The organism is Ruegeria sp. HU-ET01832 (assembly GCF_040371315.1).
GTDB lineage: Bacteria > Pseudomonadota > Alphaproteobacteria > Rhodobacterales > Rhodobacteraceae > Ruegeria > Ruegeria lacuscaerulensis_A.
Map to the genome: position 1 here is coordinate 882,002 of NZ_BAABWL010000001.1, position 14,589 is coordinate 896,590.

13 protein-coding genes are annotated in these 14,589 nt (G+C 56.7%); 11 read left to right on the plus strand and 2 right to left on the minus strand.

The features are described from left to right. Positions 1-36: 36 nt before the first annotated feature. Complete coding sequence (coxB, locus tag ABWV79_RS04465) at positions 37-948, minus strand: cytochrome c oxidase subunit II (RefSeq protein ID WP_353390609.1); 912 nt, start codon at positions 946-948, stop codon at positions 37-39. 176 nt (positions 949-1,124) lie between these two features. Here coxB and tldD point away from each other — a divergent pair, with 176 nt between their 5' ends. The 5 genes from tldD to ABWV79_RS04490 all read left to right on the plus strand — a co-directional run bounded on the left by tldD (position 1,125) and on the right by ABWV79_RS04490 (position 8,130). After that, on the plus strand, positions 1,125-2,546 hold the full coding sequence (gene tldD / locus ABWV79_RS04470; RefSeq protein ID WP_353390610.1) for a metalloprotease TldD: 1,422 nt from the start codon (positions 1,125-1,127) through the stop codon (positions 2,544-2,546). 239 nt (positions 2,547-2,785) lie between these two features. Next, positions 2,786-3,916 (plus strand): DNA-processing protein DprA, encoded by a 1,131-nt coding sequence (gene dprA / locus ABWV79_RS04475; RefSeq protein WP_353390611.1) that lies wholly within the window; start codon positions 2,786-2,788, stop codon positions 3,914-3,916. A 152-nt stretch (positions 3,917-4,068) separates the two neighbouring features. After that, positions 4,069-6,708: a type I DNA topoisomerase gene (gene topA / locus ABWV79_RS04480; RefSeq protein ID WP_353390613.1), complete on the plus strand. Its 2,640-nt coding sequence runs from the start codon at positions 4,069-4,071 to the stop codon at positions 6,706-6,708. 91 nt (positions 6,709-6,799) lie between these two features. Then, positions 6,800-7,504 (plus strand): CoA transferase subunit A, encoded by a 705-nt coding sequence (locus ABWV79_RS04485; protein ID WP_353390614.1) that lies wholly within the window; start codon positions 6,800-6,802, stop codon positions 7,502-7,504. Beyond that, positions 7,504-8,130 carry a 3-oxoacid CoA-transferase subunit B gene (locus ABWV79_RS04490; RefSeq protein ID WP_170354941.1) on the plus strand — a complete coding sequence of 209 codons (627 nt, stop codon included), beginning with the start codon at positions 7,504-7,506 and terminating at the stop codon, positions 8,128-8,130. The genes ABWV79_RS04485 and ABWV79_RS04490 overlap by 1 nt, the downstream gene beginning before the upstream one ends. A gap of 34 nt (positions 8,131-8,164) precedes the next feature. On the opposite strand, the gene ABWV79_RS04495 is transcribed toward ABWV79_RS04490, so the two are convergent. Beyond that, complete coding sequence (locus ABWV79_RS04495) at positions 8,165-9,025, minus strand: lytic transglycosylase domain-containing protein (RefSeq protein WP_502949842.1); 861 nt, start codon at positions 9,023-9,025, stop codon at positions 8,165-8,167. Between the two features lie 356 nt (positions 9,026-9,381). Between ABWV79_RS04495 and ABWV79_RS04500 the strand changes: the two genes are divergently transcribed. The 6 genes from ABWV79_RS04500 to ABWV79_RS04525 all read left to right on the plus strand — a co-directional run bounded on the left by ABWV79_RS04500 (position 9,382) and on the right by ABWV79_RS04525 (position 14,586). Beyond that, positions 9,382-9,591, plus strand: a complete 210-nt coding sequence (locus tag ABWV79_RS04500; RefSeq protein ID WP_170354939.1) for a Flp family type IVb pilin — start codon at positions 9,382-9,384, stop codon at positions 9,589-9,591. An 86-nt stretch (positions 9,592-9,677) separates the two neighbouring features. Continuing rightward, positions 9,678-9,881 carry a hypothetical protein gene (locus tag ABWV79_RS04505; protein ID WP_170354938.1) on the plus strand — a complete coding sequence of 68 codons (204 nt, stop codon included), beginning with the start codon at positions 9,678-9,680 and terminating at the stop codon, positions 9,879-9,881. Between the two features lie 154 nt (positions 9,882-10,035). Continuing rightward, positions 10,036-10,911 carry a Flp pilus assembly protein CpaB gene (gene cpaB, locus ABWV79_RS04510; RefSeq protein ID WP_170354937.1) on the plus strand — a complete coding sequence of 292 codons (876 nt, stop codon included), beginning with the start codon at positions 10,036-10,038 and terminating at the stop codon, positions 10,909-10,911. 191 nt (positions 10,912-11,102) lie between these two features. Continuing rightward, the gene (locus ABWV79_RS04515) at positions 11,103-12,509 is read left to right on the plus strand and encodes a type II and III secretion system protein family protein (RefSeq protein WP_170753755.1); all 1,407 of its coding nucleotides are present in this window, start codon (positions 11,103-11,105) and stop codon (positions 12,507-12,509) included. Positions 12,510-12,526: 17 nt separating this feature from the next. Then, positions 12,527-13,150 (plus strand): OmpA family protein, encoded by a 624-nt coding sequence (locus tag ABWV79_RS04520; protein WP_353390615.1) that lies wholly within the window; start codon positions 12,527-12,529, stop codon positions 13,148-13,150. A gap of 200 nt (positions 13,151-13,350) precedes the next feature. Further along, complete coding sequence (locus ABWV79_RS04525) at positions 13,351-14,586, plus strand: CpaE/TadZ family protein (protein WP_353390616.1); 1,236 nt, start codon at positions 13,351-13,353, stop codon at positions 14,584-14,586. Positions 14,587-14,589 lie beyond the last annotated feature (3 nt).

Below are 14,589 nucleotides of genomic sequence, written 5' to 3' on the forward strand. Positions count from 1 at the left end.
CGCAGCCTGCGTGTTTCAACCTAGTCCGCGAAGGGCTTAGTTCGAGGCAACTTGGTACGAGACAGGCTGGCCAGCATACTCTTCCAGAGCGCCCTGCAGCCATTCCTCATAGGCTTCTTCGCTAACCACTTTGACGGTGATCGGCATATAGGCGTGATCCTTGCCACACAGTTCGGAACACTGACCGAAATAGATGCCTTCTTTATCGGCCTGGAACCACAGTTCGGCCAAACGACCGGGCACACCGTCCTGCTTCACACCGAACGAGGGAATGGTCCACGAGTGAATCACGTCTGAGGCCGTAACCTGCATCACGATCACCTTGCCGACCGGGACGACAACGGCCGTATCTGTTGCCAGCAGCCACTCGTCATCGCTGTAACCCGCGTCAGCCAGTTTGGCCCGCATCGCATCATCCAGAACGAACGGCGTCACATCAGCATCAGCCGGGCGCGCACCTTCGTCCAGTGTCGCAGGATGGCCCAACAGATAGCTATCGAAGGCGAAGTCGTGATCGATGTACTCATAGGTCCAGTACCACTGGTTACCCACGACCTTGATGACCACATCGCCTTCGGGAATTTCTTGCTGTTTGAACAGAACCGGCAACGAAAACGCACCGATGAAAACAAGAATCAGGATCGGGCCAAGCGTCCAGGCGATTTCGACCGGAGTATAATGCGAGAACCGCGCCGGAGTCGGGTTGGCACGTTGATTGTAGCGCACGATGCAGTAAACCAGCAGGCCCGCAACAAAAATACAGATTGCGGTGATGATCACCAGAATCATCCCGTCCAGCCTTTGGATTCCTGTTGCCAAATCCGTCACAGCGGGCTGGAAGCCAACACCGCCTGCGACCGGTTTGCCAATAATCTCAAGCTCCTGAGCCATGGCGGGCAGGCTGGATAGGGCTGTCATAAAGCCCGAAAGCATCAAAGCATTCTTCATATTCTGTCCTGATCGTTTGATCTTTGCGTCCCTGGCGAAAAGGTGTGAATCAGTCGCACCTCTCCCGTTGTCTTTAGCCGCGTTAAAAACCATATTCCGGTGGGTAGATAAAGCAAAATGCTTGCGTCAAACAGACGCTATTTTTGATCTGGATCAAACCCGAAAGGTCCCAACCCATGCCCAACGACCCGTTTCGACCATTTGAAAGCGCTTTACCACACGACGAAGCGCTTGCGGTTTTGCGCTCTGCCACTGCCGGCGCCGAGGACGGAGAATTGTTTGTCGAACGCAGGAAATCCGAGTCGCTGGTCTTTGACGACGGGCGTTTGAAAACGGCATCTTACGACGCCTCCGAAGGATTCGGCCTGCGCGCCGTGCAGGGTGAAGTGGCCGGTTACGCCCATTCGACTGATGTCTCGATTGGTGCGTTGAAACGGGCCGCGGAAACGGCACGCTTGGCGGTTGGCGACGGCGGCGGCACCTTGGCAGATGCGCCTCGGGCCACCAACACGCGGCTTTATACGGACGAAGACCCGATCGAATCCGCCACCTTTCCGGTCAAGATCGAAACGCTGCGCGAGATCGATGCTTTTTCCCGTGATTTGGACACGCGGGTCGTACAGGTCAGCGCCACTATCGCCGCGTCAGTACAAGAAGTCGAGATTCTACGCCCCGACGGCCTGATCGTTCGGGACGTGCGCCCTATGACCCGTCTGAATGTCTCGGTCATCGTGGAACAGAACGGACGGCGCGAAAGCGGCTCGGCGGGCGGAGGAGGTCGCGTGGGCCTGGACGGTCTGATAGACCCCGCCGACTGGCAGGACAAAGCACGCGAAGCGCTGCGGATCGCATTGGTCAATCTGGACGCCGTCCCTGCCCCGGCAGGTATAATGGAAGTCGCGCTCGGCCCTGGCTGGCCAGGCATCCTGTTGCACGAGGCGATCGGCCATGGATTAGAGGGCGACTTCAACCGCAAGGGCAGCTCGGCTTTTGCCGGGCTGATGGGGCAGCAGATCGCCTCAAAAGGGGTCACGGTTGTGGATGACGGCACGATTGTGGATCGGCGCGGCTCGATCTCGGTTGATGATGAGGGCACGCCCAGTTCGCGCACCGTCCTCATCGAGGACGGCGTCCTGACCGGCTACATGCAAGACCGCCAGAACGCGCGCCTGATGGGGGTTTCGCCAACCGGCAATGGCCGCCGCCAAAGCTATGCACATAAACCCATGCCACGTATGACCAATACTGTGATGCTGGGCGGAAATGCCGACCCTGCATCACTGGTGGCCGAAATAAAAGACGGCATCTGGGCCGTCGGTTTTGGTGGTGGTCAGGTCGACATCACCAATGGTAAATTCGTGTTTTCCTGCACCGAGGCGTATCGGGTGGAAAACGGCAAAATCGGAGCGCCGGTAAAGGGCGCAACCCTGATCGGGGATGGGCCATCCGCGCTGAACCGCATTCGAGGGTTGGGCAATGATATGGAATTGGACCCCGGCATGGGAACGTGCGGCAAAGACGGTCAGTGGGTGCCTGTAGGCGTTGGACAGCCGACTGTCTTAATGGATGGGCTAACCGTCGGCGGATCAGCGGCATAGGTCAGAATCAAAACGGTTTTCTCGGGGTGCAGGGTTAACACTGCGCCCCGAAGACCGCTTATTTGCTCCAGAAACACTTCGGTTTATCGCGCAGCGCCTCGAAATTTTTCCCATTTTTTTCAGAGAATTAAAGCATCTTCACGACTCAATTCGAAAAAATATTGGGAAAATTTGAAGCGATTCAGAAGCTGTTAACTCCTGCAGTCGTAAACCAGTTCTGCAATCAGGCGGAGCAACGGATGACCGAAGAGCAGCTTTCTTCCTATCACCCCACACTCCCACCCACCACGGAAGAGGATCGGTTTTTCTGGCTTCGTCTGTTGCGCTCTCGCAAGGTTGGTCCGGCGACGTTTCGTCGGCTGCTGCGGGAACATGGCTCAGCGCAGAATGCGCTGGCCGCGCTGCCCGAAATGGCACGCGCCGCCGGTATTGCAGGGTATGAAACGTGCCCGCCCGGCGTGATTGAGGCGGAACTCAAGGCCGCAAAAGCTGCCAAAGCGCAGCTTTTGTGCCTTGGGTCCGCCGATTTTCCTGACGCTTTGAACGATCTCAATGATGCCCCGCCAATGCTGTGGGCCATCGGCGACGTGTCGATATTGCACCGCCCCACGGTGGCGATGGTTGGCGCGCGCAATTGCTCGTCACTCGGCGCGCGGATGGCGCGAGGGCTGGCGACGGACCTGGGCAAAAAGGGACATGTCATCGTCTCGGGCCTTGCACGCGGGATCGACACCGCGGCGCATGTGGCCGCTTTGGATACAGGTACTGTTGCTGTAATGGCCGGCGGCGTCGATGTGATCTATCCCGCCGAGAATACTGATCTCGCCCATAAAATCGCCGAATCCGGGTTGCGTGTATCGGAGCAGCCCATGGGCGTGGCACCGCAAGCCCGGCATTTTCCGCGCCGCAACCGGATCATCTCGGGCCTGGCCCAAGCGGTTGTGGTGGTCGAAGCCGCCGCAAAATCCGGCAGCCTGATCACCGCGCGCGACGCGCTGGATCAGGGGCGCGAGGTTCTGGCCGTCCCCGGCCACCCGTTTGATGCTCGCGCGGGCGGCTGCAACCTTTTGATCCGCGATGGCGCAACTTTGGTGCGATCGGCCGAGGATGTGATCGAATCTCTGCCGAAACGCGATCTTCTTACTGGCGACCAACCCAAAGAACCGCCTGTTCAATCGACAACCCCCACGACGGTTGCAGCGTTGCACGAGGCGATTCTAACATGCCTTGGCCCCTCGCCCATGGCCGAAGATCAACTGATCCGCGATATCGCCGCGACGGCGGGCGAGATCGGCCCCGCGCTTGTCGATCTGGAGTTGGATGGACGCATACAAAGACAGCCCGGCGGGTTGTTGTCCCTCTCGGCCTGACCTGCCGGACGCACCGTTATTCTGTGCGTATCAATTTGAAATTCCCGCCAAATTCCTGTGCCTCAAGGAACGCATTGACAATTCGCTCTTGCCCTCCACATTTTGCACCATCATAGAAGGCGCATAATCCGTCGAGCGAGGTTTCACCTTAAATGCCTGTAGTTGTTGTAGAATCCCCTGCCAAGGCCAAAACGATCAACAAATATCTTGGCCCCGACTACACGGTTCTGGCGTCTTATGGCCATGTGCGCGACCTTCCACCCAAGGACGGATCCGTCGATCCCGAACATGAATTCGAGATGAAATGGGAGGTCGGCAATGACAGCCGCAAGCATGTCAAAGCCATCGCTGACGCGCTGAAAGAGGACAACGCCCTGATCCTCGCCACTGACCCCGATCGCGAGGGCGAGGCGATCAGCTGGCACCTGCAAGAGGCGCTGACCAAGCGCCGCTCGATCAAGAAGGACACGCCCGTCAGCCGTGTGACTTTCAACGCCATCACCAAGGACGCCGTGACCGAAGCGATGCAGAACCCGCGTCAGGTCGATATGCCGCTGGTCGAGGCTTATCTGGCCCGCCGCGCGCTGGACTATCTGGTGGGGTTCAACCTGTCACCCGTTCTATGGCGCAAGCTGCCCGGTGCGAAATCGGCAGGACGCGTACAATCCGTCTGCCTGCGCTTGATCGTCGAGCGCGAGATGGAGATCGAGGCGTTCAAACCAGTCGAATACTGGTCGGTCAAAGCGTTGTTCGAAACTCCACGCGGCCAGACTTATGAGGCGCGTCTGGTCACGCTGGCCGGGAACAAGCTGGACAAGCATGATCTGAAGAACGCCACGCAGGCGGAACTGGCCGTTCAGGCGATCACCAGCCGCGCGCTAACCGTAACCTCGGTCGAGGCGAAACCGGCGGCTCGGAACCCCAGCGCGCCATTCATGACCTCGACCCTGCAGCAGGAAGCCAGCCGCAAGTTCGGCATGGGCGCGCGTCATGCGATGCAGGTGGCGCAGCGCCTGTATGAGGCAGGTTACATCACTTATATGCGGACTGACGGCATCGACATGGCCCCCGAGGCCGTGGCCGCCACCCGCGATACAATCACCGACCGCTATGGCGCGGATTACGTGCCCGACAGCCCGCGCATCTATAAAAACAAGGCCAAGAACGCGCAGGAAGCGCACGAATGTATCCGCCCCACGGATATGACCCGCGATGCCAGCGACCTGAAGGTGACGGATGAGGATCAGCGCAAGCTTTATGATCTGATCTGGAAACGCACCATTGCCTGTCAGATGGCCGCCGCACGGCTGGAACGCACCACGGTCGAGATCGGCAGCGGTGACGGTCAGGTCGGCCTGCGCGCCACTGGTCAGGTGGTCATGTTCGACGGATTCATGCGCGTCTATGAGGAAGGCCGCGACGACGTGGCCGATGACGACGACAAACGCCTGCCCCAGATCATGCAGGGTGATCCGGCGCGGTTCGCCAAGAGCTCGCTGAAGGATCAGTTCGTCAAAGCCACCAGCGACGACAAACAGGCCGTTCTGGCCGAAAACGAGGCCGTTCTGGCCCTGCAACACCACACGCAGCCGCCCCCACGCTATACCGAGGCCACGTTGGTCAAACGGATGGAGGAGCTGGGGATCGGGCGTCCGTCCACCTATGCCAGCATCGTGACCACGATTCAGGACCGCGAATATGTGCGCAAGGACAAGAACCGGCTGATCCCCGAGGAAAAGGGCCGGATCGTTACGATCTTTTTGCTGAATTTCTTCCGGCAGTACGTAGGTTATGAGTTTACCGCCAATCTGGAAGGCGAGCTGGACGATGTGAGCGCCGGCGACCGAGACTACAAAGACCTGTTGGGCAAGTTCTGGCGTGATTTCTCGGCCGCGATTGGTGAGACATCCGAGCTGCGGATTTCCGAAGTGCTAGACAAGCTGGATGAGGCATTGGCGCCCCAGCTGTATCCACCGCGTGAGGATGGGTCCGACCCGCGCGTTTGTCCGAAATGCGGCGTGGGACAACTGCACCTGAAAACCTCGCGCACCGGCGGGTTTGTGGGCTGTGGCAACTATCCCGAATGCACCTATACCCGCCCCATCGCAGGCGAAGGGGCCGAGGGCGACGAACGTCTGCTGGGCGAAGATGCGGGCGATGAGATCTGGTTGAAATCCGGTCGGTTCGGGCCTTATGTCCAGCGCGGCGAACCCACGCCCGAGAACAAGAAACCGCCCCGTGCGTCCCTGCCTCGCGGCTGGAGCAAGGACGACATGGATCTGGACAAGGCGCTGACCCTGCTGTCTCTGCCCCGCCAGATCGGTGAACACCCCGAGGGCGGCATGATCAGTTCGAATTTCGGGCGGTTCGGGCCGTATATCATGCACCAGATGCCGGAAGAGGCTAAGCCGGTCTACGCGAACCTCAAAGACCCCAATGACGTCTTTGAAATTGGTATGAACCGCGCGGTTGAGATGCTGGCTGAAAAACGCGCCAATCCGGGGCGTGGGCGGCGGGCGGCGGCCAAACCGCTGAAAGAGCTGGGTGATCACCCCGATGGCGGCGTGATGCAGGTGCTGGACGGGCGCTATGGGCCTTATGTGAAATGGGAAAAGGTCAACGCGACCATTCCCAAGGACATCAAGCCCGAAGACGTGACGCAGGAAATGGCCATCGAACTGGTCAACGAACGCGCCGCCAAAAAAGGCACCAAAAAGAAGGCTGCCCCCAAGAAGAAAGCCGCGCCAAAGAAAACCGCAGCCGCCAAAAAGACGACCAACAAGGCGGAATAGGTAGAAATACCACCACCCCCTTGGTTTCATTGACTTCCCCGTGACGTGGCGGCACAACTCGCCCAACACCATGTCATTGGGGGAGTTTTCCATGAAGAAAATCTATGCCAATGCCTCTGAGGCGCTCGACGGAGTAATCTCGGATGGCATGTTGATCGCAGCGGGCGGGTTTGGCCTGTGCGGCATCCCGGAACTTCTGCTTGAAGCGATCAAAGCCTCCGGCGCGAAGGATCTGACCTTTGCCTCGAACAATGCGGGGGTCGACGATTTCGGTATCGGCATTCTGCTGCAGACCCGTCAGGTCAAAAAGATGATCAGCTCGTATGTCGGAGAAAACGCCGAGTTCATGCGTCAGTATCTCAGTGGCGAGCTGGAGTTGGAGTTTAACCCGCAGGGCACACTGGCCGAGCGGATGCGCGCAGGTGGCGCGGGTATTCCCGGTTTCTACACCAAGACAGGGGTAGGCACCGTGATCGCCGAGGGCAAAGAGCATAAAAACTTCAACGGCGAGACATATGTCATGGAGGAAGGCATCTTTGCCGACCTCGCCATCGTCAAAGCGTGGAAGGCGGACGAGACCGGCAATCTGGTGTTCCGCAAGACAGCTCGTAATTTCAACGTGCCAGCGGCCACCTGCGGCAAAGTCTGTGTGGTCGAAGTCGAAGAGATCGTGCCCACCGGGTCGTTGGACCCCGACAGCATCCACCTGCCCGGCATCTATGTGCACCGCGTCATTCAGGGCAGCCACGAAAAGCGCATCGAACAGCGCACCACCCGCAAGAAGGAGGACGCATAATGCCTTGGGATCGTAATCAGATGGCCGCCCGCGCGGCGGATGAGCTGGAAGACGGTATGTATGTGAACCTCGGCATCGGTATCCCGACGCTGGTGGCAAACTATGTGGGTGACAAGGACATTACCCTGCAATCCGAGAACGGGATGCTGGGCATGGGCCCCTTCCCTTTTGAGGGCGAGGAAGACCCCGACCTGATCAATGCGGGTAAGCAGACGATCACGGAACTGTCTCGCACCGCTTATTTCGACAGTGCGACCTCTTTCGCCATGATCCGCGGCGGCAAGATCGCAGCGGCCATTCTGGGCGCGATGGAGGTGGACGAGAAAGGCGATCTGGCCAACTGGATGATCCCCGGCAAGCTGGTCAAAGGCATGGGCGGCGCGATGGATCTGGTGGCTGGCGTAGGCCGCGTGATCGTCGTTATGGATCACACCAACAAACACGGCGACTCGAAAGTGCTGAAAGAATGCACCCTGCCCTTAACCGGTCAGGGTGTGGTCGATCGCATCATCACCAATCTGGGCGTGTTGGACGTGGTTGAAGGCGGCCTGCGGATCGTCGAACTGGCCGATGGCGTCAGCGAAGACGAGATGCGCGCTGCCACCGAGGCGACAATCGTCGCCTGAACCAAAGAAGGCCCACCAACCTGCGTGGGCCTTTTTAGTTTGCCGTCTGGAAAACGCACCCGTCCGAGATGAGCTGCGGAGGGGTCAGACACAAAGCCCGCGCGACCTGAAACGCGGCAAGCACTTTGGGCACGTAGTTGCGCGTCTCTTTATAGGGCGGTACGCCGCCATGTTTGCGGACGGCCCCTTCACCTGCATTGTAACCAGCCAACACAAGGATCGGGTCGTTTCCGAACTCCTCCATCAACCAGTTTAAATACTTCACCCCGCCCGAGATGTTCTGGCCGGGATGGAAGCTGTCCTCAACGCCAAACCGCCTTGCCGTTGCTGGCATCAATTGCATCAAACCCTGGGCACCCGCGTGGCTGACCGCGTCAGCCCGGCCAGCAGATTCAACCGATATCACGGCCAACACCAGCGCAGGCGAAACATTCGTACCAACTGTCGAACGCAGGATATCGACCCCCTGCTGCTGAGCAATGTTCTGCAAAGTCTGCAATCGCGGAGAGGACACGTTGACGGCTGCCAATGCCTGCATCGCTTGATCCAGACGTCCTGCGCCGGCTTGATCTAGCGCGGGCGACACTTCTTCCCAAAAAGCCGTATAGGACCCGGCGGGTTTGTCAGCCCCGCCCGGCAAACTCGGCGGCGCGACTCGTGTACGTGTAATAATCTCGGATTCTTCCAGGTCCGCACCAGTGCTGGGCGCCGAAGGTCGGGCTGCGTGTTCCTCTGGCGATATCTGCACGGTGATCTTGGGCCGCGACCCAGGTTTCGGCGGCTTCACCCTTTTATAGACACCACGTGGTTCAATTGTCTGAGCAACAACAGAGCCCGGCCCTGTTAACAGCATCGCCACCGCACCGGCGCAGAGTATTGCGTCCCGCAGATTCATTTTGCCCGCCTCATGAATTTTGTCTTTTGACTGATTTGAACCAAGAATCTGCGTTCAAAGCCATAAAAACAACGTGAATTGGGGCATTTTCGCCTCATTTGCCGTAAAATTACATCGGGACAGTGAGGTCGACACACATTTTTCGTTTTTTTATTTGTTTATTTTCAAATGGTTATTCAAAATCCTGCGAAAAAGTTAAACTTCTGAGAAAAAAAATGTGATTTGGCCCAATTCCTGCCACGCCTGACCGTCAAACATAATGCCATACCGAGACGGTCGAGAGCGGACTGAGAGAGAAAGCTCTGAAAGACGCCAAGGTTTAATTGACTTTTTTGATCCTTTAGGAGGGACGTAACATGATCAAGTTCATCAAGAACTTCCGCAAAGACGAAGACGGCGCAGTAACAGTTGACTGGGTTGTTCTGACCGCAGCCATCGTTGGCCTGGCAGCAGTTGCTTACACCCAGGTTGGTGAAGGTACCAACCAGCTGGCAAACACCGTCGAAGGCGCGCTGTCGGGTACTGCAGTTTCGACTCCGGTGACCACCATCACACCGCAAAGCTAAGTTTAGTACTTAACGTACTTGAAGGGGGCCACGGTTTCAGAGCGTGGCCCTTTTTTTATAAACTTTCTTTTTAAGTTGGGTCTCTCATGATGCACAGAATTGCAAACTTTGCTGCAGACGAAGATGGGGCCGTTACCGTTGATTGGGTGGTTCTAACGGCCGGCTTGGTTGGTTTTGGGTCTATTATTTTCCTGAACCTTTCAGATCCGATTCAACACGTTGATTCGGAAACAGGAACTGCGCTTTCTTCGATGGAAGTTCATCAACCTGAATTCAATATCAGCTACTGACTCATCAGTCGGTGACCAAACTCATGATTTGGCACGGACGAAAAAAAAATCAAAGATTGTCCCCCTTTTCGACACAATTCGTCGATAGCTGTGATTGAGATTAGCTGCGCATGACGGCAGCAAAACCAAAACAGAAAAATACGAGGGTACGCAAATGCGCGCAGTATTTGGACTTGTCCTGATTGTCGGGGTCGCTTTGGCCGGTGGCGCTGTTTATCTGGCGCAAGACTACATCGCACAAACTCAAGCCCAGCTTGAACGAGAGAAAAAAGCCGCGCAAGACGCGATGGCAAATGCCACCAACATCGCCACCGTGGACGTTTTTGTATCGAACCGCCCGTTGAAATACGGAGAGCGCCTGGTTCAAGAGGATGTCCGACTTGTCAAATGGCCTGAAGACGCACTTCCAGAAGGTACCTTCCAGGAACTGGCCACATTATTTCCCGAAGACGCAAAAGGCGACAGGTATATTCTGAGAGCAATGGAGAAAAATGAGGCTCTGCTGGAAGTCAAGGTCACCAAACCCGGAGAATCCGCTGGGTTGACCTCGCGCCTCCAAAAGGGAATGCGCGCCTTTGCTATCAGAGTCGACGTTGCATCAGGAGTATCCGGCTTTTTGCGGCCAGGTGACAATGTCGATGTTTACTGGACTGGTTCAGTTTCAGGGGCCCTTACGGGTGAAGGTGGTGAAATCACGCGCCTGATCCAAACCAACGTCGAACTGATTGCCGTCGACCAAACGGCAGGGTCTGATCTGACGGGCGCGAGCATCGCGCGTACTGTGACCGTAGCTGCAACGCCTGAACAGATTGCGTCTTTGGCGCAGGCACAAAACACCGGACGGATGTCTCTGGCCTTGGTGGGTGTTCAGGACGAAACGGTCGCCAGCGCGATTGAGGTTGATCAGCGAAAGCTATTGGGAATCAAGGAAGCCGCGCCTGTCGAGGCGAAGGTGGAAGAGCGCAAGTGCTACACCAATATCCGGCGTGGTGCAGAAATTGTTCAGAGTCAAATTCCCTGTACAAACTAATGTTAAATCAGGGATTTACTGGCACAAGCCGCGCACCCAGCGCGGCTTGTTTCATTTTGGTTGTTGCGAATTGTCCACATAAGGAAAATTCCAGAAACCATTGATTATTGCAATAAATTAGCAATTGACGCAGTGTTATTGCACATAAGGCATTAGCCCTAAAACGAGGCGTGATCGGAGAGGCAGGTCACATGAAAATACATTCTTGGATTAGCGCAACCCTTCTGGGGTTGACGCTTGTAGTGAGTTCCATCGGCGATGCAGCCTGGGCTCAAAATCTTCGTGTGGTAAAGAAGGGCACAGCGGAAACGCTGGACGTCCCGATGAACCGCGCAATTGTTGTTGAGAGTGAGGAACCGTTTGCCGAACTCAGCATTGCCAACGCGGGAATCGCTGATATTTCGTCGCTTTCGGACCGTACCATTTATGTATTGGGCAAGGCGCCCGGTCTGACCACTCTGACATTGTTCGACGGTGCTGGCAATTTGCTGGCCAACGTGCGCGTTCGGGTTTCCCCGGATGTATCCGAATTCAAAGAACGGCTGCGGCAGATCCTGCCGAATGAGCCGATCGAAGTGCGGACCGCAAATGACGGTATTGTACTGTCGGGCACCATCTCTAGCTCAGCCAAACTGGCGCGGGCATTGGAACTGGCCGAGCGCTATGCGCCCGAGCGTGTTTCCAATCTGATGTCGGTCGGCGGCGTCCAGCAGGTTATGCTGAAAGTGCGCTTTGCCGAAATGAGCCGATCAGTGGCAAAAAGCCTGACGGCGTCGCTGGGCTTTGGAGGAAGCGACGTAACCGGGGGTTTCAACACACTTAACTCTGCCGGTGCTTTGGCTAACGCGTTGAATAATAACATTCCTCTGCAACAAACCAACACAGGTGCGATTCTGTTCGGTTTTGGCGCAGGCTCCACACAGGTTCGCTTGTTGCTGGAAGCGCTCGAAGCTAAAGGCTTGGCGCGTAGCCTTGCGGAACCGAACCTGTCCGCGCTGTCGGGTCAGGAAGCAGAATTCCTTGCAGGGGGCGAAGTGCCGATCCCGGTTCCCGCGGATGACGGCAACATCGCGATTGAATACCGCGCATTTGGTGTTCAGATCCTGTTTGTTCCGCGCGTTGTGGACGGCGACTTGATTAACCTGGAAATGGGTACGTCAGTGTCGGCCATCGACAACAGCTCGGACTTCACGATTGCGGGTAACAACGTACCGTCCTTTATCACCCGTCGGACCAGAACCACGGTTGAGCTGCGGGATGGTGAGAGCTTTGCGATTGCGGGGCTTATTCAGGATGACTTCAGCGACTTGAACAATCAGGTTCCGTGGCTCGGCGATGTTCCCGTACTGGGTGCGCTGTTCCGCAGTGCTGAATACCAGCGCCAGCAAACGGAACTCGTCGTGATCGTTACCGCGCATCTGGTCTCGCCCACACGTGGTGAAGCGCTGGCTCTGCCGACCGACCGGGTCAAGCCCCCAAGCGAGTTTGATCTGTTCATCAACGGCAAGACAGCACGCACCGAACGTTTAGGATCAGGTGGTGCGTCTGAAGTCGCCAAACAGGATTTTGGTAGCTCCTACGGCTACATCCTGGAATGATTAGGAGGATAGGACCAATGCAGAAGTGGATTATAGCACTGGGTCTTTCGGTCGCTGTCGCCGCTTGTACGCGTGAGGCCGGATATGAAGTCGACCAAGGTGCCTTCGGAAACGCAACTCTGAACAACCAGCAGGTTCTGACAGGTGAACTCACCTATGCTCAGATCCTGGGTCGTAGGTTCGCGGCGGAAGTGCCAACGCAGATCAACTTTGCGTTCGACAGCGCACAGCTTGATGCAAACGCACAGCGTGTACTGTTACGGCAGGCCGATTGGATCAAGCAGTTCCCCGAAGCGCGCTTCCGCGTGTACGGCCATACGGACCGAGTCGGCTCTCAGTCGTATAACCAAGGCCTAGGCCAGCGTCGCGCCAATGCAGCGGTCGCGTTCCTGACACGGCAAGGTATTTCGCGCTCGCGGCTAGAAGCCGTTGTTTCCTTCGGTAAAACGCAGCCTCTGATCGACACGCCGAACAGGGATCGACGCAACCGCCGTACGATTACAGAAGTGTCTGGCTTTGTAGATCGCAAACCTCAGTTGCTTGACGGCAAGTACGCGGAAGTCATCTACCGCGAATACGTTGAAAGCGCGACAACCGAGAGCTTCATCGTAGACACAGACGCCGCCGAGGCATCTGAGTAATAATAACGCGAATTGGGCGACATCGTCGCCCAATTCCCAACAATTGGTTCTTTTGCGCCCCATTCTCGCCTAAGTTCCAAGCCAAATTCTCAACAATTGGGTGTAGTGCGGCAAAAAAAGCCGCAACCGGGCATCAGCTCGCCGAGGCAAACCTGAACGGTTCGTCGCGGTTTGCTGCCCTCTGGACGAGGATTTTGTTAATGACGAACGCCACGACAAACGAAGACAACAACGCCATTCTGGCCTGCACGATCAGTCGTGACGTCCAGAACTTTGATCTGCTGATTGAAGATATGGAAGCGGCACTGGGTGAGCGTTGGGGCGATCTGGGATTTGCAGAAGCTCTTGCGTTTTTCGGCCAGCCTGAAGCCGACAGTTTAGAATTCGTGGCCCTAGCTATTGATGGTGAGGACGAAGATGACCTGACCATGATGGGTGAAATCATCTCCCGCGCGAAGGAAAAGAGGATCAAAGTGGTCCTGATCGCCGAGGACGTGACTCCTGCAGCGTTACACCAACTCTTGCGGAAAGGCGCTGATGAATTCGTCCCCTACCCGCTTCCGGAAGGTGAGTTGCAGGAAGCCATTGCGCGTATGAACAAACCTGATCCCGCGGTTGTGACACAGGAAACGGCCGTGTCTCTGCCCCAAGGGGCATCAAAGGAAGGTGCCTTGTTTGTGTTTCACGGATTGGCCGGTGGAGTCGGATCTACCACCATGGCCGTGAACCTGGCTTGGGAACTTGCGACCACGTCGGACAAGACTTCTCCCAAGGTATGCCTGATCGACCTGGATCTACAGTTTGGTACGGTCTCGACTTACCTGGATCTACCACGCCGAGAAACAGTGTTCGAAATGCTGTCTGACACGGCGTCCATGGATGACGACATGTTCTCGCAGGCGTTGCAGTCCTACGAGGACAAGATGGAGGTGCTGACTGCGCCGTCTGACATGGTGCCGTTGGATCTGATCACTCCGGAAGATATCCAGCGCGTTATTGAAACTGCGCGCAAGCATTTTGATTACGTGATTGTCGACATGCCGTCGACTTTGGTGCAATGGTCCGAGACCATCCTGCAAGCGGCCCATGTGTATTTTGCAGTCATCGAACTCGACATGCGCTCGGCACAAAACGCCCTGCGTCTGAAGCGCGCTCTTCAAGCGGAAGAGCTACCGTTCAACAAACTGCGTTTCGCGTTGAACCGAGCTCCGAAGTTTACCGATCTGAACGGGAAAAGCCGCGTCAAGCGGATGGGTGAAAGCCTTGGAATATCCATCGACCTGCAACTGCCGGACGGGGGAAAACCCGTCATGCAAAGCGGTGACCATGGTTTACCGCTGGCAAGTTCAGCCGCCAAAAACCCGCTGCGCCGTGAAATCGCAAAGCTGGCAAAATCGCTCCACAGCCTTGGCAGCAGCGACGCAGAAGCTGCGTAAGAC